Source organism: Bacillus sp. V2I10, assembly GCF_030817055.1.
Classification (GTDB): Bacteria; Bacillota; Bacilli; order Bacillales; family Bacillaceae; genus Bacillus_P.
Genome location: NZ_JAUSYV010000001.1, coordinates 3,613,587 through 3,633,984 on the forward strand (window position 1 = coordinate 3,613,587; position 20,398 = coordinate 3,633,984).

A 20,398-nucleotide genomic window follows, 5' to 3' on the forward strand; every position below is an offset into this window, starting at 1 on the left:
CAGTTAGGAGGGAATACGATGGCACGTAAATGCGTAATCACTGGTAAAAAAACACGTTCTGGAAACGCACGTTCTCACGCAATGAACGCTTCAAAACGTACTTGGGGTGCTAACCTTCAAAAAGTACGTATCTTAGTTGACGGCAAACCAAAACGCGTATATGTATCTGCTCGAGCTTTAAAATCTGGTAAAGTTGAGCGTGTTTAATCAAAAGCTTTAAGCTTTTGACCCGTTCATTTCTATAGATTTTCGAACGAATTCAGGACGGGATTTAAAACATATGAAAAAAGCACCGCTAAAGGGCGGTGCTTTTTTTATATTCTTAAAGATTCCAAAATGGCCCCAAAAGGCAAAAAGCGCCTTCTTTGGCCATTTTCTATTTTACCTGAATGACCAGGGCGCTTTGCTTCTGCTCTTAATCTTTTTTAAACGAGCCCAGCATCGCCCGAACGATGCCACCTAAAAACTTCGGTAATTTGATCGTATAAAATTTCATACTTTCCCTCCTCAGCCATTCGTTCAAAATGATGATGAAAGATTCAGCGGATCTGTTTTTCTTCATTCTTCATCGTATGCGAAGCAGTGCAGCCCCGATTATTTTTTTAAACATCATAGTTTAAAAAACGCTCCAGAAGTTATTCATCAGTACTTCTTACCATCATTAATATGCCTTGCTCAAATGAAAAAGTACCGAACGAAAGAATAAGTTCATTACTAATACATAATGTAGAGCCAAGCTTAATATGACAATTTGACAGCGGATATTTGAAGCCCTCAAGGGTTATGCCTTTTACTTCCCCGCTTACAGGAAGAAACGAAATATACGGATAACTGCTTTGTCTCCCGACTTTATAAGTGCCTGGCAGATGCACTGTAATTTCATTCGTATGATCAATGATCTTAATCGGTGCATTCGGATACTTTGCAAGCAGCTGCGTATTGGCAAGAAAATGATCGAGTCTTCCCCCGGTTGAACCAAAGAGAAGTATTTCATCAGGCTCCTGCAAAATTGCCCATTCTAAAGCAATCTCCGTATCTGTTTGATCCTTCTCAGGCGGAAATAAGTCTATATTCAGAGACGATTTTGTTAAATCCTCACGTTCTTGATCTGTAATAGAATCAAAGTCGCCAAATGCTCTAGCAGGTGTAATTCCTGCTTCCTGAAGATAGATAACTCCCCTGTCGACACCAATCCAGATAACAGGATCTGCATCATATCCGGTTAAGGATGGTATATACTTTTTCGGTCCGCCTGCAACAATATAAATTGATTTCATTTCATTCATCCTTGCTTATTTCTAATTTACATAATATTATTATGATTTCTTTTTAACGATTGAATTCTTAAAAAAAGAACCGCAAAAGCGGTTCTTAAGCGTTCCTTATTTCACGTATCGCTTTCATGCGGTCCGGCTGATTGTATATGGCTGAACCTGCTACCAGCACATTTGCCCCTGCTTCTATGCAAAGCTTAGCTGTTTCTGCATTTACTCCGCCATCTACTTCAATCTCCGTCTGCAGCCCGCGTTCCTTCACCATTTCTGCTACTTCCGTAATTTTCGGCAGGACAGAATGAATAAAAGATTGGCCGCCGAATCCAGGGTTTACTGTCATAAGAAGAACCAGATCAAGGTCATCGAGAACATGTTTAATGACATCTGCCGGTGTATGGGGATTAAGAACAACCCCTGCTTTTACACCTTCGGACTTAATAAGCTGAATCGTCCGGTGTAAATGCGGACATGCTTCTGCATGAACAGAAATGATATCCGCACCCATTTTAGCAAACGTACCGATGAAAGCGTCAGGATTCTCAATCATTAAATGAACATCTAAAGGGAGCTTTGTCACCGGTCTGATTGCGTCGACAATCAGCGGACCGATTGTGATATTAGGTACAAAATGCCCATCCATCACATCGACATGAATATAATCCGCTCCCCCTCTTTCAACATCTTCAATTTCTGCTCCAAGGCGGGAAAAATCAGCTGAAAGAATCGATGGTGCAATTTTAATCATGGTTAGTACCTCGGCTTTCTATCCTTAATTTCTTCAATAAAGCTCAAATAATGCTCATACCGGTATTTCGGGATTTCCCCATTTTCCACTGAAGTCTTAACCGCGCATTTTGGTTCTGACACATGTGTGCAGGCTCTGAATTTGCATTGATCGCTTCTTTCTCTCATTTCCGGAAAACAATAAGACAGATCTTCTGCTTCAATATTCATGAATTCAAGTGAACTAAAGCCAGGCGTATCTGCTACTAATCCGGATCCGACTGGAATAAGCTCTACATGCCTTGTCGTATGCTTTCCGCGTCCCAAGTGAGAGGAGATGTCACTGGTTTTAAGGGCAAGTTCAGGGCGAAGCACGTTTAAAAGAGATGATTTTCCAACACCGGACTGGCCGGCAAATACCGAGATGCGGTCATTTAACAATGGCAGCAGTTCGGCGATGCCATCAGCCTCAAGTGTAGAAGTCAGTCTCACTTCATATCCCATTTTGCGGTAATCATCCGCATAGGCTAAAATCTCATTCTTCTGTTTTTCGTCTTCAATTAGATCCGTTTTGCTGATGCAAATAATCGGCTCAATATCATTCGATTCAATAAGGACTAAAAAGCGGTCAAGAAGCACTGTGCTGAAATCAGGCTCAACAGCAGAAAAAACAAGGATCGCCTGATCAACATTTGCAATCGGAGGACGAACAAGCTCGTTTTTCCGGTCCAGTACCTCCTGTATAGTGCCTTCACGTTCATTTTCATAATCGTAAATGACTTCGTCTCCAACCAGCGGTGTTACTTTGTTTTTACGGAAAACACCGCGGCCGCGGCACTGGATCGTCCGCTCTCCGTCAAGACAATAATAGAATCCGCTTAACGCTTTAATAATTTTGCCTTTAGGCATACATTTCCTCCTTGATTGCTGCAGACAATTACTCAGGGTATGGAATAATTTCAGATTTCACTACCCTATTGTCGATGATAACCTGATAAAAAGCTTTCTCATCAGGAGCAATCGAAAATTCTATTTCACGTGAAGTCGTTTCAGTGGTCGTAAACTTATCATACACATCTGAAATAGAATGCTCTGCATCATCTATGTTAATACTGACATCAGCTGGCTGTCCTGCAAGCTCTGGCGGATAAGGAATTTCAATCGTTTTCTTCACTTTTTGAATTGGTATTGGTTCCGGACCAAGCGATATTGTCGCTTCAAGCGTATCTCCAGGGAGTACTTTTTCAGATGGTGCAGGAGATTGAGAGATGACTTCTCCTTTGCTGACCGTGTCTGAATAAACATCTTTCCTGACCAATTCCAGATTATTTTCTTCAATATAAGCATTTAATGCTTCCTCTGAATAGCCTGTTAAATCCTGAAGCTCAAACTCCTCAGGTCCCTTGCTCACCGTTAAGACCAGTTCATCTTCTCCTGGGATAACCTCCACTCCAGGTTCGGGATCCTGTTCTAAAATCGTTCCCGCAGCTGTTTCATTAAATTCTTCTTCCACTTTAATATTGGTAAACCCTTTTCTTTCAAGAAGATCACGGACACGGTTAATATCACGGTTAACATAATCATCCAGCTCGACCTTCTCTTTGCCTGAGCTTTCATAAATGATGATTGTATCTCCTTCTTTTACCGTTTTGCCTGCTTCCGGTTTTGTTTTAACAACAAAGCCTTCCTGAATTTCTTCATCTTCTATAAGAATTGGATCATCCACAACAAACTTATCAGCAATCAGCTGTTCAACTGCTTCTTCATACTTCATTCCCGTTAAATCAGGTACCTCAACATCCTTTGGCATAAGCAGTGGAGGGATAATCGTTACCGCGGCAACACCAGCTACCAAAAGCAGAAGAAAGATTGTCAGTATGATCATGCCGGCTTTGCTTTTTTTCTTTTTCTCTTTTTTGCCTTTTTTATTTGCTTCTTTTAAGGGCTTCTTTGATGCTTCTTCACCAATATTCTCATGAGGGCGGACAAGGGTGTCATCGGTTTTTTCATACATATTTGAATCCGTGATGATCGGAATCGCTTTTGTTGCTTCATTATCTTCCGGAATAACGAATTTCACTTCATTTAGACGCTCTGGTTTAAGCGCTGTTGAAATATCTTCTTCCATTTCTTCTGCAGATTCATATCTGTGAAAGGTATCCTTTGCCATTGCTTTTAAAATAATATTCTCAACACTCTGCGGAATCGTAGCATTCCACCGTTTAGCTGAAGGTGTTTCAGACTGCAGATGTTTTAGCGCAATTGAAATGGCAGATTCACCGTCAAAAGGGAGTCTGCCAGTCAGCAGCTCAAAAAGAACAATCCCCAGGGAATAAATATCTGATTTTTTATTCGCCATTCCTCCGCGAGCCTGCTCAGGCGATAAATAATGTACAGAGCCGAGCACAGAATTTGTCTGGGTAATCGTAGTGGAGCTTAATGCCATTGCGATGCCAAAATCGGTTACCTTCACATTTCCATGCGGATCAATCAAAATGTTATGCGGCTTTATATCACGATGAACGATATGATTTTCATGGGCGTGTGCGATCGCTGATACAATTTGCTCCATTATATTTAAGGCTTCTCTGGGATGCAGCGGTGCATATTGCTGTATGTATTGTTTTAACGTATTGCCTTCAACGTATTCCATGACGATATAGTAGATGCCGTCTTCTTCCCCAACATCAAATATACTGACAATATTCGGATGTGCAAGGCTTGTTGCTGATTGCGCCTCACGTCTGAATCGCTTAATAAACTCATCGTCATTTGAAAAATCAAATCTTAAGACTTTCATTGCAACATCGCGATCTAAAATCATATCCCGCGCCAAATATACGTTCGCCATTCCTCCGCCGCCAATTACCCGAAGAATTTTATATCTGCCGCTTAATCGCTTGCCAATTAACACGTCTGATCACCCTCTTTGATTTCAGACGGCTGTTTGACGATGACGAGTGAAATATTATCCTCTCCCCCATTATCATTTGCCTGATTGACCAAAGACAATGCAATCTCGTTAAGTGACCCGAGCGAAGTTAATGTCTGCTTCATTTCACTCTCGCCAACTTTGTTGGATAGTCCATCTGAACATAAAAGCAGGATATCAGATTCCTCCAGACAAATGGATGTTAGATCAAGTTCAACGTGTTCTTCAGTACCTAAAGCCCTGACAAGAACATTTTTTCGCGGATGATGTTCTGCATCTTCCTTTGAAATCTGTCCTGAACGCACGAGTTCATTTACAAGGGAATGATCCTCTGTAATTTGTTTAAAACCGTCAGTATTGCATAAATATCCCCGGCTGTCGCCGATATGGCCGATTGTAGCAAAGCTTCCGGTACATATAGCTGCAACAACCGTTGTACCCATGCCTTTGCAATCGGGATGCGTCAATGCATGTTCAAGTAAAATAGAGTTAACTTTTTCGATATGCTCTTTAAGCCAATTTACAGCAAGGTCAGGAGAAGAAATGCGGGAAGCTGATTCCCACATTTCTTTCAGAATTGCAATCGTCATTTGACTTGCAACATCCCCTGCTAAGTGACCTCCCATACCATCTGCAACAACTGCCAGCACATCTCCGTCTTCATTTTTAAAGACGCCAACACTGTCTTCATTATGCTGCCTTACTTTTCCCCTGTCTGTTACAATAACGGTTTCCATGAAGTCACCTCGTCTCTTCTTTGCGCTCCTTCGCTCTAAGCTGACCGCATGCTGCATCAATGTCGTGTCCCTGCTCTCGTCTGGTCGTTACATTTATGCCGCGTTTTTTCAATGTCTTTTCAAACAGATCAATCTGTTCTCTTGGAGTTCTGACATAGTCTCGTTCAGGCACATAGTTGACCGGAATTAAGTTCACATGACATTTGAGATGCTTAATAAGCTTCGCGAGCTCTTCAGCGTGCTCTACCTGATCATTTACTCCGCCGAATAAACCATATTCAAAGCTCACACGGCGGCCTGTTTTATTCACATAATACTCAATGGCTTCCATAAGCTCAGGAAGCTTATACGCCTTGTTGATTGGCATTAAACGGCTTCTCAGCTCCGTGTTTGGTGCATGCAGAGAAACGGCAAAGTTAATTTGCAGATGTTCATCTGCAAATTTATAGATTTTTGGAATGATTCCGCTCGTTGAAACAGTAATATGGCGGGCTCCAATATTTAATCCATCATCATGATTAATGATTTTAAGGAAGCCCATCATTTCATCATAATTGTCAAATGGTTCGCCAATTCCCATGATGACCACATGACTCACACGTTCTCCCAGCTCATCAAGTGCCTTCTGTACTTTTACGACCTGAGCAACGATTTCTCCTGCTTCTAAGTTGCGTTTTAATCCGCCAAGTGTAGATGCACAGAACGTACAGCCAATCCGGCAGCCGACTTGTGTTGTGACACAAACGGAATTTCCATATTCATGGCGCATCAGAACTGTTTCAATTGAATAACCATCTTGAAGTTCAAATAAAAACTTCATTGTGCCGTCATTTGAAGTTTGCTGAATAATAGTCTTAAGTGTAGTTAATACAAAATGTTCATCAAGCTTGGTTCTCAGCGCTTTGGATAGATTTGACATTTCTTCAAAAGAGGCTGCCCTTTTTATATAAAGCCAGTCAAAAATTTGTGCAGCCCTGAACGGCTTTTCGCCTTTCTCTGTTAACCACTCTTGCAATTCTCCGAGTTCAAGAGAATAAATGGAAGGTTTTACTTGATCTTTGATGACTGTTTTTTTAGTTCGTTTTACTTCTTCCATTTTTACACCTTCTTTCTTAAGCTTGCTATATAAAATCCGTCCGTGCCAAAATAGTGCGGCAATATTTGAAGCTGTCCATCAGCAGCATATGGTTTTGCAGGCTTCGGCAAACGGTCTGTTAATGAATGATCGAGCTCGTAATCCTCGTGTTTTTCTAAAAATGCTTGTACGACTTGTCCATTTTCTTCATGATCAATTGTACATGTGCTATAGATTAGTGTACCATCTTTTTTCAATAAAGGTGCGACTGATGAAAGAATTGCCAGCTGAATTTCTGACAGGCGCAAAACATCCTCTTCCGTTTTTGAATATTTTATGTCAGGTTTTCGGCGGATAACGCCAAACCCAGAACAAGGTGCGTCCACTAAGATTTTATCAAACTGGCCGTTTTCAAAGCGGGTATGGGCATTTCTGCTGTCCAGTGCTTCTGTCTCGATATTGGTGAGCTGAAGACGGTCTGCCTGTTCTTTAATCAATTTCACCTTGTGCTCATGCAGATCAAGCGAATGGACGGAGCCAGTGTTCTCCAAAATCTCAGCAATATGAGTTGATTTGCCTCCAGGTGCAGCGCAAGCGTCCAGCACATTGTCGCCTTTTTGCAAACCAAGCGTTCTTGCCACGAGCATAGAGCTTTCATCCTGGATTGTAAAGAAGCCCTTTTTAAATTCTTCTGTTTTAGCAAGATTTCCCTTCAGGCTTTTAATTGCTTCATCTGTAAGGTCGCCTTTTTCGGTTTGAATCCCTTTTTCCGCAAGCCTGTCCATCAGTTCCTCAGGTGATTGCTTCATTTGATTCACACGTGCGGTCACGCTTGGCGGTGTTAAGTTTGCCTCGCACATTTTTCTTGTCTCGCCGGCTCCAAGCTGGGCGATCCAGCGCTGAACAAGCCAGACAGGGTGGCTTGTTTCCACAGCAATCCGTTCCGCTTCATCCTTTATAGAATCAAAGACTGGAACACCTTCACGCTGAAGCGACCTTAAAATGCCATTTACAAAAGAGGCAATTCCTTTATGTCCCCGGGATTTGGCAATCTCCACCGCTTCAAATAATACGGCCCTCTCTGGCACACGGTCCAAATAAACCATTTGATAGACCGAAAGGCGAAGCAGGTTCATTACCCACTGTTCAGTTTTTTTGGCATTTTTCATAAACGGCGCCAGGTAAAAATCAATCGTATCCTTGCGCTGCAGGGTTCCATACACCATTTCAGTCAGCAGCGGAATGTCAATTTCCTTCACATGGTTCTTCTTTATCATGGAATTTAAAAGAAGATGACTGTACGCCTGATTTTTTTCAATTGTCAGCAGTGTTTCTAAAGCAACCTCGCGGACATTATTTGTTTTCTTCATTTTGCTCTCCCAACTTTTCTCCTGCTTGCATTTGCGTGCCTCTCAAAAAATCTTCTCCGCTCATCTTTTTCTTCCCGGATGGCTGCAGCTCTGTAATTTTGATTGCCGTGCTGTCTCCAGTTGCCACAACTATACCATCAGAATCGATTCCAATTACTGTACCGGGTGCTGCTGTATTTTTATTTGGCATTTTTTCACCCCACCAGATCTTTACTGCTTGGCCATTCAGGTGAGTATAGGCAACCGGCCATGGGTGGAGACCGCGGATGTGATCATAGATTTCCTGGCCGCTTTTCGTCCAGTCAATTTTCTCTTGTTCTCGCTTAATATTTGATGCGAATGTTGCTTTTTCATTATCCTGCTTTCGGGGAGTCAGTTTTCCTTCAAGCAGTGCAGGCAGCGTTTCTGCCAAAAGATCAGCTCCGGCAGCACTCAATTTATCATGAAGAGTGCCTACATGATCACGCTCTTCAATTCTCACCTCTGCCTGAGTCAGGATATCACCGGCATCAAGTTTTTCAACCATGTACATGATCGTGATGCCCGTTTTCTTTTTGCCCTGAAGGATGGAATAATGAATAGGCGCTCCGCCTCTTAGCTCAGGAAGCAATGATGCATGAACATTTATGCAGCCGAACTGCGGCGCTTCTAATAATTCATTCGGCAGAATTTGACCGAATGCAGCGGTTACGACCAGGTCAGGTTTAAGAGCAAGCACTTCCTCAAGCTCTTTTTTCTCTCTTATTTTTTCCGGCTGAAGCACAGGAATATTCTGTTTTTCCGCTTCTATTTTTACAGGAGGAGGTGTTAACGTTTTTTTGCGGCCTTTAGGACGGTCAGGCTGAGTTACAACCCCAACAACTTCATAGCCTTCTGCCACCAGTCTTTTTAAAACAGGAACAGAAAAATCAGGCGTTCCCATAAAAACAATTCTTGTCATGCCAATCATCCTTCCAATTCTTCTAACTCTTCTTCTTTAAGATATTTTTTCACCTTGGCAGTAAACAGGATTCCATGCAGGTGATCGATTTCATGCTGGATCGCTCTAGCTAAAAAACCATTTGCTTCTATGACAAATGGTTTGCCTTTTCGATTTTGAGCTCTGACTTTAACAAAATCGCTGCGCTCTACTTCTCCATATAACCCCGGGAAGCTTAAGCAGCCTTCTGGTCCTGTCTGAGAACCGCGCTTTTCTATAATAATGGGATTAATCAGTTCGATTGTTCCATGTTGGTCATCTATATCAACAACAGCAGCTTGAATGGGAATTCCCACTTGAGGAGCTGCAAGACCCACTCCGTCAAGTTCAATCATTGTATCATACATGTCTTTTAATAATTTTGACAGCTTTCTGTCAAAGATGGTGACAGGTTCGCAAACTTGCTCCAGCACTTCTGCCGGGTGCAATACAATTGGTTTAATAGCCAATGAAACATCCTCCAGGTTTGTCTTGATAAAAGTATAAATTTTTTTGCATTGACGGCAAGCGAAATCGCCCAGCTCCTAGGCAAGAAACTCGTCATGCTTGAGCTACGCGGGCGCTTCCCTTTTCTATTCATTAGTTTAGACGCATATGAAGCATCTAAACCCTACATTAGTGTATTTGGATTTAAATCAATGCTGATGGATAATTGATTTTTATTCATATCCTGCTGATAACGTTCGATAATCATTTTAAGCGATGTGTGCAGATTTTCTTCCCGCTTGTATTTTATCATGCATTGATACCGATATCTATCGTTTATCCTTGGAATAGGTGAAGCTACAGGTCCAAGGATCTGGACGGTTTCTGAAAGCCTTTGATTCAGATGCTTCGCAATTTTCTCAGTTACGGAAACAGCCTTCAGGAGATCGGGATGAGAAACAGTTACTAATGCAAGATAATAAAAAGGAGGATAAGCATGCTGCTTTCTTGTAAGCATTTCCTGATTATAAAAAGAATCATAATCATGATGGCTTGCAAGCTGAATGCTGTAATGCTCAGGTGAATAGGACTGAATGACAACTTCACCCGGTAATTTGTGCCTGCCTGCTCTGCCGCTTACTTGTGTCAGAAGCTGAAAGGTTTTTTCAGATGAGCGGAAATCAGGCAAATGCAGCATCGTATCTGCAGTTAAAACTCCTACAAGGGTTACATCGGGAAAATCCAGGCCCTTAGCAATCATTTGCGTTCCTAAAAGGATATCTGCCTCTTTATTGCCAAACTGTGTCAGTAATTTTTCATGAGAGCCTTTCCGTCCGGTCGTATCCACATCCATACGAATGATTCTTGCTTCCGGCAGTACTTTTGCAAGCTCTTCTTCAACCCGCTGAGTTCCCGTTCCAAAGAACCGGATATGTTCGCTGCTGCATTCAGGGCAAACCTTTGGCATCGGCTCCTCATGCCCGCAATAATGGCATTTTAATTGTGATCCATGTTTATGATAGGTTAATGAAATATCACAATGCGGACAGCCGGTCACACAACCGCAGTCTCTGCACATGACAAAAGAAGAATAGCCACGTTTATTTAAAAATAAAACGGATTGCTCCCCTTTTGCCAAACGGTCCTGGAGCTTCTCAAGCAAAGATGATGAAAACATGGTTCTGTTCCCGCTTCTTAATTCATCCCTCATATCAATCACTTCAACTTGGGGCAGCGGACGATTGTTGACACGTTCTTTTAAGGCAAGCAGCTGATAAACTTCTTTTCCTGCTCTTGCAAAGGATTCTAGTGAGGGAGTTGCACTCCCCAAAACAACAGGACATTCATGAAATTTTGCACGGTAAATGGCGACATCCCGCGCATGGTAGCGTGGATTCTCTTCTTGCTTATAACTTCCTTCGTGTTCCTCATCAATAATAATCATACCAAGATCAGTAAAAGGAGCGAACACCGCAGATCTTGCTCCAACGACAAGTTTCACCTCACCGCGATGAATCTTTCTCCATTCATCGTACTTTTCTCCGACTGAAAGACCGCTGTGCAGCACAGCCACAAGCGAACCGAATCTTCCTTTAAATCGATTGACCATTTGCGGAGTAAGCGAAATCTCAGGAACGAGAACGATCGCTTCTTTCCCCTGCTTCAAGACCGCCTCGATAGACTGCAAATAAACCTCTGTTTTCCCGCTGCCTGTTACACCATACATTAAAAACACATCATGCCGGTTTTGTTCAACAGAGGTCAGGATTGGGGTAATAGCCGTCTGCTGCTCAGCTGTCAGTACAAGCGATTCTGTCTTTTTGAAGGTGCGGTCCTCATAAGGGTCACGATAAACCTCTATATTCTCTTCCCTTAGCAATTTCTTCTTAATGAGCGTTTTCACAGGAGAGTCTGTTATGTTCAATTGCAAAAGGAGTTCCTGAAGCGGCACAGATTTACCGCTGTTTTGAATAAAGTAATCAAGAACGCGCTTTTGTTTTGCTGCTTGCGCAGAACATAAATCTGATTCTTTTTTTAGTTCGTCTAGTTCAGTGATTGAAGTGATGTACTTTTGAGTCTTTTTTTTATTCTTTTGTTTTACTTGATAAATAACTTCAAGGACTCCCCGTTCGATTTCCATTTGGAATTCTTTTACAGAGTCGCTTTTTTCGATGTCTTTCCAATAAATGCTTTTTCTGCTTTGAAACCATGGAAGGACTTTTGGATGAAGGTTTGGTCTGTATTCCTCAGAAACAAGGACAATTTCCTTCTCATATTTCGCTTTCATCGCAGCCGGCAGCATTGCCTGGAAAGCAGAAATCTTGAAGCATAACGTTGTTTGAGTAAGCCAATGGCCGATATCGAGCAGTTCCTTTGTCAATGCAGGCGTGATATCCATCACTTCAGCGATTGGCTTTACCCGTTCAAATTCACTTTCATTTTTAAGGCCAATCACAAACCCCTGAACTTTGCGGGGACCAAATGGCACGATAACACGCATTCCGGGTTTAATAAAACCTGTCCATTTATCAGGAATCAGATAATCAAATGCTCTGTCTGTCTGCATCGCTTTCACATCAACGATTACGCTGGCAAACCTCATGATTTATACTCCTTTATTAATACGGCTGACTTCTTCTAAAATTTTCTTTGCTACTTCTTGCTTAGATAGCACAGGTAGCTCAATTTTTTCTCCGCTCTTTTTGTACATTGTCACAATATTTGTATCTGTGCCAAAACCAGCTCCAGCGAGCGTTACGTTATTAGCCACAATCATATCCAGATTTTTTTTCCGGAGTTTTCTTAATGCATAGTCCTCCACATTTTCCGTTTCAGCAGCGAATCCGACTAGAACCTGATTTTCTTTTCGCTCTCCAAGGTCCTTTAAAATATCTTTTGTACGTTCCATTTCTATGGATAAAGGTCCGTCCTGTTTTTTCATTTTCTGATCAGAAACGCTGAGAGGCCGATAATCCGCAACTGCTGCAGATTTAATGACAATATCCATTTCACTGTAGTGTTTCAATACTTCCTTATGCATGTCTTCCGCTGATTCAACTTTAATAACCGTCACTCCTGAAGGCGGAGCAATCATGACAGGACCAGAGATTAATATAACTTCAGCACCCATTTGATTTGCCGCTTCTGCAATGGCATAGCCCATTTTCCCTGAAGAATGATTGGTAAAATAACGGACGGGATCTACCTTTTCACGGGTTGGACCCGCAGTAATCATAACTTTCCTGCCTTTTAAAGGCTGAATTTCTTTACCAGCAAAAAATCCTTCTATTAAAGAGACAATTTTCTCAGGTTCTTCAAGTCTTCCTTTCCCGACATATCCGCAGGCTAAATAGCCTTCGCTTGGCTCAATAAATTGATACCCATATTGGGATAACGCGAGAATGTTTTTCTGAACAGCCGGATTGTCATACATATGAACATTCATAGCAGGAGCAATCCAGACCGGCGCAGTTGTCGCAAGCAAAGTAGTTGTCAGCATATCGTCCCCGATTCCATTTGCTAATTTACCGATTGTATTAGCAGTGGCCGGAGCAACTACAACCAGATCTGCCCAATCCGCAAGATCGATGTGTGAAATAACTGCAGGATTTTTCTCGTCAAATGTATCAAAATAAACGTCATTTCTTGACAGAGCCAAAAAGGTCAACGGGTTGACAAATTCACGTGCTGAGCGTGTCATGATTACTTTAATTTCAGCTCCAGCCTGAATGATTTTGCTTGTTAAGGCTGCTGCTTTATAGACGGCAATTCCTCCGCTTACGCAAAGGAGAATTTTCTTTCCCTTCATTTCACATTCCCCCACCAAAGTCATTGTACCTATTATAGCTGCGAATCATGCAGAAGAACAAAAGCAGAGGCGCCTTGGAAAGATCCGCCAGGCAGATTCGTTCTGACCGAGGTTTTAGGCACCTCATCTTGATGAGATACCTCTATTTCATCATCTACAGCCTATTTGCCTTTATAAAATTCTTCAACTATGAAAAATAACAACCCAATTTGTTTCAGGTTGTTATTTTAAAGTGCCATTTAATTAGTCTTGTTTTTCATAATCCAGCAATCCTGAATTAATTTCTTCTAGTGCTTTGCCGACATATTTATAAGAGACAGGCTTCACGATTTGCTGATCATGATTTTCCTGCATTTCACGTGCGCGTCTTGCCGCCACTGTTACAAGTGTATATTTAGAATCAAGTTTATTCATGAGTTTATCAATAGATGGATATAACATATTAATTATTCAACCTCCAGCATTTTCTTATAACGAAGTGCAATGCGATCGCGTCTGCAATGTTCAGCTGTAACAATCGCACGAATACGTCCACAGGCAAGATCGACCTGATCATTTTCAACGACGTAATCGTAAGCATCCATCATCTCAATTTCTTCTTTAGCAACCTTCATGCGATTATTGATGATATCCTGTGTTTCCGTTCCGCGGGTGACGATGCGGTTTTTAAGCTCGCTTAAGCTTGGCGGCATAAGGAAGATGAATAACCCTTCCGGAAATGCCTTTCGCACCTGCAATGCTCCCTGAACTTCAATTTCAAGGAAAACATCTCTTCCCTCGCTTAACGTTTTCTCCACATAGTCAATCGGCGTTCCATAGTAATTGCCGACGAACTCTGCCCATTCCAATAAACGTTCTTCTTTAATTAATTGTTCGAATTCTTCTTTTGATTTAAAGAAATAATCAACTCCATCAACTTCTCCTTCGCGGGGCTTGCGCGTCGTCATGCTGATGGAATATTGAAAATCTGTATCATTCTGTGAAAAGATAGCCTTTCGCACAGTACCTTTACCAACACCAGAAGGACCCGAAAGCACGATGAGTAATCCTCTTTCTTTCATATCCAGAACTTTCCCTACCCTTCATCTGTTAACTCGTCTTTATTTGAAAGCCTGTGGGCAACCGTTTCGGGCTGTACCGCAGATAGTATAATGTGATCACTGTCCATAATCACGACCGCTCTCGTTCTGCGTCCATATGTCGCATCAATAAGCATGGCGCGGTCACGGGCGTCTTGAATGATCCTTTTAATCGGAGCCGATTCAGGACTTACAATGGAAATAATGCGGTTGGCTGAGACGATATTGCCGAAGCCAATATTAATTAACTTAATACTCATCTATTCGCTCCCCCTAGTAATCGACAAAACTATTTTTGCCCTAAATGGCCCATTATAAACGATTTAACTGCTGATTATTCAATATTTTGAACTTGCTCTTTTAATCTTTCTATGACACTTTTCAGTTCAACTGAACATTTGGCAATATCTTTGTCATTTGCTTTAGAACCGATTGTGTTCGCTTCTCTATTCAGCTCCTGAACAAGGAAATCTAATTTTCTTCCAATTGATTCTTCTTTTTGCATCGTTTCACGGAATTGTGAGATGTGGCTTCTAATTCTGGTAATCTCTTCTGCAATGTCCGCTCTGTCAGCAAAAAGGGCAGCCTCTGTTATCATTCTGCTTTCATCAATTGCGCCTTCTGAGAGTTCGGCCATCTTTTTTTCCAGCCTTTGTTTATAGCGGATAACGACTTGAGGTGCATATTTCTCAATATCAGAAACATATGATTCCAAAATTGACAGCTGCTTCAGCAAATCACTTTTCAAATGTGCGCCTTCTGCCGATCTCATTTCTTTCAGCTTTTCTGCAGCATTCTGTACGGCCTCAAAGATCATAGATTGTATTTCTTCATTCCCTTTTTCCTGTTCTCCAATTGTAAAAATATTGTCAAGGTTAAGGAGATCAGAAAGCTGCAATTCATTATGTAAATCATACCGGTTTCGCATCGAAGCAGCTGCCTGAACGTATTGATCAAGCAGGTTCCAATCAACTTCGATAAACCGGTCTGCCAATGATTCGCCTTCAATTGTTATGTATAATTCAACGCGTCCTCTATAAATGATAGAAGAGATCACTTTTTTGATTTTATCCTCAATGGACATCAATTGTCTAGGCATTCTTACGTTAATTTCAAAAAAACGGTGATTAACCGATTTCATTTCGGCTGTAATGGTCAGTTTATCATTCCCAATTGATGAACGCCCATATCCTGTCATGCTGCAAACCATTTATTTCACATCCAATTCTTTGATCAAATCATAAGAAATGCTCCTTGTTTCTGTCCCAAAAAGAGCTTCTAACAAAAGAAAAGGTAATAGACTCAGCTATTACCTTTCGAATTATAGCATATTTTAACTTTTTTTTCTTGTTAAAAGTGACCCTGCAAGCAAAAAAGTTGGAATGGCTGATAATCCAAGCACCAAGAGCCAGTCTCGAGCCATGATTGGCACTGTATGGAATATCGGCTGCAATGGGGCGTAGTAGATTACTGAAAGCATCAGCAGCACGGATGATATAACCGCACCGACTAGGTAGAGGTTCTCAAATGGATTTCTTAAAAATACTGAACGTTCGCTTCTGCAGTCAAACACATGAATCAATTGAGCCATGACCAATGTTGCAAATGCAATCGTCTGGGCATAAATTAAATTGTCAGGATCTCTGTGATAGACAATCATAAAGGCTGCAAGGGTCACAATTCCGATCAGGAATCCCCTCGAAATGACTTTCCATCCAAGGCCCCGTGCAAATACCCCTTCTTTATGATGCCTCGGCTTCCTCTGCATTAAATCTCCCTCTGGCTGATCTAAACCGAGAGCCATCGCCGGCAGACCATCTGTCACAAGATTGACCCACAGGATCTGGATCGGAACAAGGGGCAGGGGAAGAGCGAGCAGCATGGCAAAAAGCATAACCAGAATTTCTCCAACGTTTGAAGCAAGCAGATATCTAATAAACTTTCTTATGTTTTCATAAATATTCCGGCCTTCTTTAATAGCAAGCTTGATCGTTGCAAAGTTATCATCCACTAAAATAAGTGCAGATGCTTCCTTTGCTACATCTGTTCCTGTTACCCCCATTGAAATGCCAATATCAGCAGCTTTTATGGCAGGGGCATCGTTTACTCCGTCCCCTGTCATGGCAACTATGTGCCCTCTGCTTTGAAGCGCTTTTACTATTTTCAGCTTATGCTCAGGCGATACTCTTGCAAACACATAAATATCATCTACAATCTGCACAAGCTCTTCATTTGGCATAGCTGACAGAGCTGCACCATCTATTACTTTTCCGTTTGCCGGCAAGAGATCCAGCTGTTTAGCTATGGCTCTGGCAGTATTGACATGGTCCCCTGTGATCATCACCGTTTTTATTCCAGCCTGTCTGCATTCTTTCACTGCTTGTTTCACTTCAGGACGCGGCGGATCGATCATTCCCTGCAGTCCTAAGAAAACCAAATTCTTTTCAGCTTCATGCTGATGATAAATGGCCTGGGCAGAGACAGGCTTAAAGGCAACAGCAATCGTCCTTAATGCTTGAGATGCCAGATTGTCGATTGCTTCATTTATTTTTGTTTCGTATTTTGCAGACATATAGTGCTGTTTTTCGTCCCATAGCACAAAATCTAATTTCTGAAGCAATATATCCGGAGCACCTTTTGTAATAACAAAGCGCTTCCCGTTTTTATCCTCGATAATGACGCTCATCATCTTCCGAATTGAGTCAAACGGAAATTCTTCTATAATTTTAAATTGCTTTGACAGCGCTTCTTTTGATAGTCCTGCTTTCATCGCCGCAACAACAAGTGCTCCTTCTGTCGGGTCACCGTCCAGAATGTAGTCATCATCTTTTTCATAAATGTTTGCTGTATTGCAAAGCATGCCAAATGTGAGAATTTGCTGAAGGGGTTTATTATCCTTCACCAAAACCTTTTGTTCATTCACGAAGAATTCGCCTTTAGGCTGATATCCTGTTCCGCTCAGCTGCCATTCGCGTCCGCCTGACCAAATATGAGTAACGGTCATCTTATTTTGTGTCATCGTCCCGGTCTTATCTGAACATATTACGGATGCACAGCCAAGCGTTTCAACAGCGGGGAGCTTTCTGACAATCGACCTTTGTTTGATCATCCTCTGAACACCAAGAGACAAAGCAACGGTTACGATGGCAGGGAGTCCTTCCGGAATTGCAGCCACTGCAAGAGACACACCTGCAAGAAACATATCATAAAGCTCATGACCTTGAATAACCCCGACGGCTACTACTAAAAAAGTTAACGCAAGAGCCACAACAATTAAGATTTTCCCGAGCTGCTCAAGTCTTCTCTGAAGCGGTGTTTCCAGCGTCTCAGCAGATTGAAGCAAGTCGGCAATCTGACCCATCGCCGTATTCATGCCCGTTGCAACAACAACGCCAACGCCATTGCCGCGCGTTACTAAAGTTCCCATGAAGGCCATATTGGTTAAATCCCCAATACCCGCATGACCATCTGACAAAGCATTCGTAAATTTAGAAACAGGAAGCGACTCTCCTGTTAAAGCCGATTCTTCTATCTCAAGGCTTTTTGCTTCGATTAAGCGAAGATCCGCGCCGATTCTGTCCCCGCTCGTAAATTTCACAATATCTCCAGGTACTAGATCCTTTGATTGAATTCTTGTCCATTCGCCTTCTCTGAGAGCCTGTACTTGAGGCGCTGACATCTCTTTTAATGCTTCAAGTGATTTTTCCGCCCGCCGTTCCTGAAAAAAACCAAGTATGCCATTAATTAAAACGATGGCAATGATTGCAATGGCATCAATATATTCGCCTAGCAGACCCGAGATCAGTGTTGCCGCTAACAAAACCAGCACCATAAAATCTTTAAACTGCTCCAGAAATAATAAAAATGCTGAAGGTTTTTCAGCTTCCTTAAGTTCATTGAAACCGTGATGCTTCACTCTTTTTTGAACATCTTTTTCAGTTAATCCGTTTTCTCTGCTTGTATTAATTGACTGAAGTACTTCTTCCGGTCCAATTTCATGCCATTTCATGAATTTTTTTTACACCTCTCAATACGTGGAATAGTAGGACAATCTCTTATAATGTCAATTTATTCAGCCCTGTCCAAAAAAATGCTATAATAATTTGAATGTGGAGATTTGATCCAACTTACCTATAGAAAAGGGTGCTTGCGATGTCATTTGATGGCATGTTTACATATGCAATAACAGAAGAATTGAAAAATGAACTGGCAAATGGAAGAATCTCAAAGATCCATCAGCCTTATAAAAATGAACTGATATTTGTCATCCGGGCAAATGGGGGAAATCACCGTCTCCTGTTCTCAGCCCATCCAAGCTATGCAAGAATTCATTTAACAACTGAAAGCTATGAAAATCCGAGTGAACCTCCAATGTTCTGCATGCTGCTCAGAAAGCATCTCGAAGGCGGGGTTATTGAACGAATCGGGCAAATTGAATTAGAACGGATTCTTTACTTTGATGTAAAAGGCAGAAATGAAATTGGCGATGTCACTTATAAACGACTGATCATTGAAATAATGGGAAGACACAGCAACATTATTCTAATAGACCGTGACCGCAATATGATTCTCGACAGCATTAAGCACATATCACCTGCTGTAAATCGGCACCGGACCATTATGCCTGGTCAGGAATATGTTCTGCCTCCTGAACAGAATAAACTGAACCCCTTTGAAGCGACAGAAGAAACCATTCTGCGCAAAGTTGATTTCAATTCAGGGAAATTAGATCAGCAGCTTATGCAGCAGTTCGCAGGAATATCTCCCCTGTTTGCAAAAGAGATTCTATTTAGAGCAGGGCTTGCCAGCCGGACCAGCCTGCCGGAATCATTTTTGAACCTCGTTTCAAACATCAAGAAAAGTGAAATTTCGGCAACAATGATTGAAACCGATGAAAAAGAATACTTTTATATCCTGCCGCTTACTCACTTAAACGGGACCAGCAAGGTTTTCCCAACGATTTCAGAGATGCTGGACCGCTATTATTATGGAAAAGCAGCCCGTGACAGGGTAAAGCAGCAGGGAAATGACCTTGAACGTTTTGTTCAAAATGAACTGAAGAAAAATAAAACAAAAATTAAAAAACTGCAAGCCACGTTAAAGGATGCTGAAAAAGCAGAAAAATACAAGCTTCGCGGCGAGCTGATTACAGCAAATATGTATGCAATAAAGCGCGGGGATAAAACGGCAGAGGTCATAAACTATTATGACGGAGAAATGGTCAGCATTACCTTGAACCCGCAAAAGACACCGTCTGAAAATGCACAGGCTTATTTTCAAAAGTACAACAAGGCGAAAAAATCTGTTTCGTTTGTGGAAGAACAAATCAGCCTGGCTGAAAATGAAATCCTCTATTTTGAGAACGTGTATCAGCAAATTGAATCCGCTTCTCCAAAGGACATCGAAGAGATTAGAGAAGAACTGATGGACGGCGGCTATTTAAAGAAGAAGCAAGTGAAGGGAAATAAAAAGAACAAGCCTGCAAAAATTGTCCTTGAAAAATATTCGGCAAGCGACGGCACGGAAATACTTGTCGGAAAAAACAACAAGCAAAACGATTACTTAACAAACAAAACAGCCGCACGGGATGATATTTGGCTGCATACAAAAGACATACCTGGCTCTCACGTTGTCATCCGCAGCCAGGAACCAAGTGAGGAAACGATTTTAGAGGCGGCCAATCTTGCAGCCTATTTCAGCAAAGCAAAAGGCTCAAGCTCAGTCCCGGTTGATTTCACAAAAATCCGGCATGTTAAAAAACCAAACGGATCAAAACCAGGTTTTGTGATTTATGACAATCAGCAAACCGTCTATGTGACGCCAGATCCGGATTTGGTGATAAAATTAAGAAAAGCATAGACTCATTATGAGTCCATGCTTTTTTTTGAAGTTAATAGAAAGAATAAAAATTTGTGCATTTATGTCCAGCTCCATCGCCTAACTCCTCGGCCAGAACGAATCCGCCAAAAAAGTCAAAACCGGACTTTTTCAGCGG

The 20,398-nt window shown here is 41.8% G+C and carries 19 protein-coding genes; 2 read left to right on the top strand and 17 right to left on the bottom strand.

What is annotated here, in order from left to right; genetic code table 11:
• Positions 1-18 precede the first annotated feature (18 nt).
• Positions 19-207, top strand: a complete 189-nt coding sequence (gene rpmB, locus QFZ72_RS18255; protein ID WP_101565215.1) for a 50S ribosomal protein L28 — start codon at positions 19-21, stop codon at positions 205-207.
• A 208-nt stretch (positions 208-415) separates the two neighbouring features.
• On the opposite strand, the gene spoVM is transcribed toward rpmB, so the two are convergent.
• The 17 genes from spoVM to QFZ72_RS18340 form a co-directional block, all read right to left on the bottom strand.
• Entirely contained in the window at positions 416-496 is an 81-nt protein-coding gene (gene spoVM, locus QFZ72_RS18260) for a stage V sporulation protein SpoVM (protein ID WP_003328987.1), read from the bottom strand.
• Between the two features lie 139 nt (positions 497-635).
• On the bottom strand, positions 636-1,277 hold the full coding sequence (locus tag QFZ72_RS18265; protein ID WP_307436045.1) for a thiamine diphosphokinase: 642 nt from the start codon (positions 1,275-1,277) through the stop codon (positions 636-638).
• Positions 1,278-1,371: 94 nt separating this feature from the next.
• Complete coding sequence (rpe, locus tag QFZ72_RS18270) at positions 1,372-2,019, bottom strand: ribulose-phosphate 3-epimerase (protein WP_307436048.1); 648 nt, start codon at positions 2,017-2,019, stop codon at positions 1,372-1,374.
• 2 nt (positions 2,020-2,021) lie between these two features.
• Positions 2,022-2,906, bottom strand: coding sequence for a ribosome small subunit-dependent GTPase A (rsgA, locus tag QFZ72_RS18275; protein ID WP_307436051.1), 885 nt, complete (start codon positions 2,904-2,906; stop codon positions 2,022-2,024).
• Positions 2,907-2,934: 28 nt separating this feature from the next.
• The gene (gene pknB, locus QFZ72_RS18280) at positions 2,935-4,911 is read right to left on the bottom strand and encodes a Stk1 family PASTA domain-containing Ser/Thr kinase (protein ID WP_307436054.1); all 1,977 of its coding nucleotides are present in this window, start codon (positions 4,909-4,911) and stop codon (positions 2,935-2,937) included.
• Positions 4,905-5,666, bottom strand: a complete 762-nt coding sequence (locus tag QFZ72_RS18285; protein ID WP_307436058.1) for a Stp1/IreP family PP2C-type Ser/Thr phosphatase — start codon at positions 5,664-5,666, stop codon at positions 4,905-4,907. The genes pknB and QFZ72_RS18285 overlap by 7 nt, the downstream gene beginning before the upstream one ends.
• A 4-nt stretch (positions 5,667-5,670) precedes the next feature.
• Positions 5,671-6,762, bottom strand: coding sequence for a dual-specificity RNA methyltransferase RlmN (gene rlmN, locus QFZ72_RS18290; protein ID WP_307436061.1), 1,092 nt, complete (start codon positions 6,760-6,762; stop codon positions 5,671-5,673).
• A gap of 2 nt (positions 6,763-6,764) precedes the next feature.
• Positions 6,765-8,111 (bottom strand): 16S rRNA (cytosine(967)-C(5))-methyltransferase RsmB, encoded by a 1,347-nt coding sequence (gene rsmB, locus QFZ72_RS18295; protein WP_307436064.1) that lies wholly within the window; start codon positions 8,109-8,111, stop codon positions 6,765-6,767.
• Entirely contained in the window at positions 8,095-9,051 is a 957-nt protein-coding gene (fmt, locus tag QFZ72_RS18300) for a methionyl-tRNA formyltransferase (protein WP_307436067.1), read from the bottom strand. The genes rsmB and fmt overlap by 17 nt, the downstream gene beginning before the upstream one ends.
• A gap of 5 nt (positions 9,052-9,056) precedes the next feature.
• The gene (gene def, locus QFZ72_RS18305) at positions 9,057-9,539 is read right to left on the bottom strand and encodes a peptide deformylase (protein ID WP_307436069.1); all 483 of its coding nucleotides are present in this window, start codon (positions 9,537-9,539) and stop codon (positions 9,057-9,059) included.
• Positions 9,540-9,700: 161 nt separating this feature from the next.
• Positions 9,701-12,118, bottom strand: coding sequence for a primosomal protein N' (priA, locus tag QFZ72_RS18310; protein WP_307436073.1), 2,418 nt, complete (start codon positions 12,116-12,118; stop codon positions 9,701-9,703).
• Between the two features lie 3 nt (positions 12,119-12,121).
• The gene (gene coaBC, locus QFZ72_RS18315; protein ID WP_307436076.1) at positions 12,122-13,324 is read right to left on the bottom strand and encodes a bifunctional phosphopantothenoylcysteine decarboxylase/phosphopantothenate--cysteine ligase CoaBC; all 1,203 of its coding nucleotides are present in this window, start codon (positions 13,322-13,324) and stop codon (positions 12,122-12,124) included.
• Between the two features lie 243 nt (positions 13,325-13,567).
• Entirely contained in the window at positions 13,568-13,765 is a 198-nt protein-coding gene (gene rpoZ / locus QFZ72_RS18320; protein ID WP_101565193.1) for a DNA-directed RNA polymerase subunit omega, read from the bottom strand.
• A gap of 5 nt (positions 13,766-13,770) precedes the next feature.
• Positions 13,771-14,385, bottom strand: a complete 615-nt coding sequence (gene gmk, locus QFZ72_RS18325; RefSeq protein WP_307436082.1) for a guanylate kinase — start codon at positions 14,383-14,385, stop codon at positions 13,771-13,773.
• Positions 14,386-14,399: 14 nt separating this feature from the next.
• The gene (gene remA / locus QFZ72_RS18330) at positions 14,400-14,663 is read right to left on the bottom strand and encodes an extracellular matrix/biofilm regulator RemA (RefSeq protein WP_029281439.1); all 264 of its coding nucleotides are present in this window, start codon (positions 14,661-14,663) and stop codon (positions 14,400-14,402) included.
• 74 nt (positions 14,664-14,737) lie between these two features.
• Entirely contained in the window at positions 14,738-15,613 is an 876-nt protein-coding gene (locus QFZ72_RS18335) for a YicC/YloC family endoribonuclease (RefSeq protein ID WP_307436086.1), read from the bottom strand.
• Between the two features lie 123 nt (positions 15,614-15,736).
• On the bottom strand, positions 15,737-18,412 hold the full coding sequence (locus QFZ72_RS18340) for a calcium-translocating P-type ATPase, SERCA-type (protein ID WP_307436089.1): 2,676 nt from the start codon (positions 18,410-18,412) through the stop codon (positions 15,737-15,739).
• 143 nt (positions 18,413-18,555) lie between these two features.
• Here QFZ72_RS18340 and QFZ72_RS18345 point away from each other — a divergent pair, with 143 nt between their 5' ends.
• Positions 18,556-20,262 (top strand): Rqc2 family fibronectin-binding protein, encoded by a 1,707-nt coding sequence (locus tag QFZ72_RS18345; RefSeq protein WP_307436091.1) that lies wholly within the window; start codon positions 18,556-18,558, stop codon positions 20,260-20,262.
• Positions 20,263-20,398: the final 136 nt, after the last annotated feature.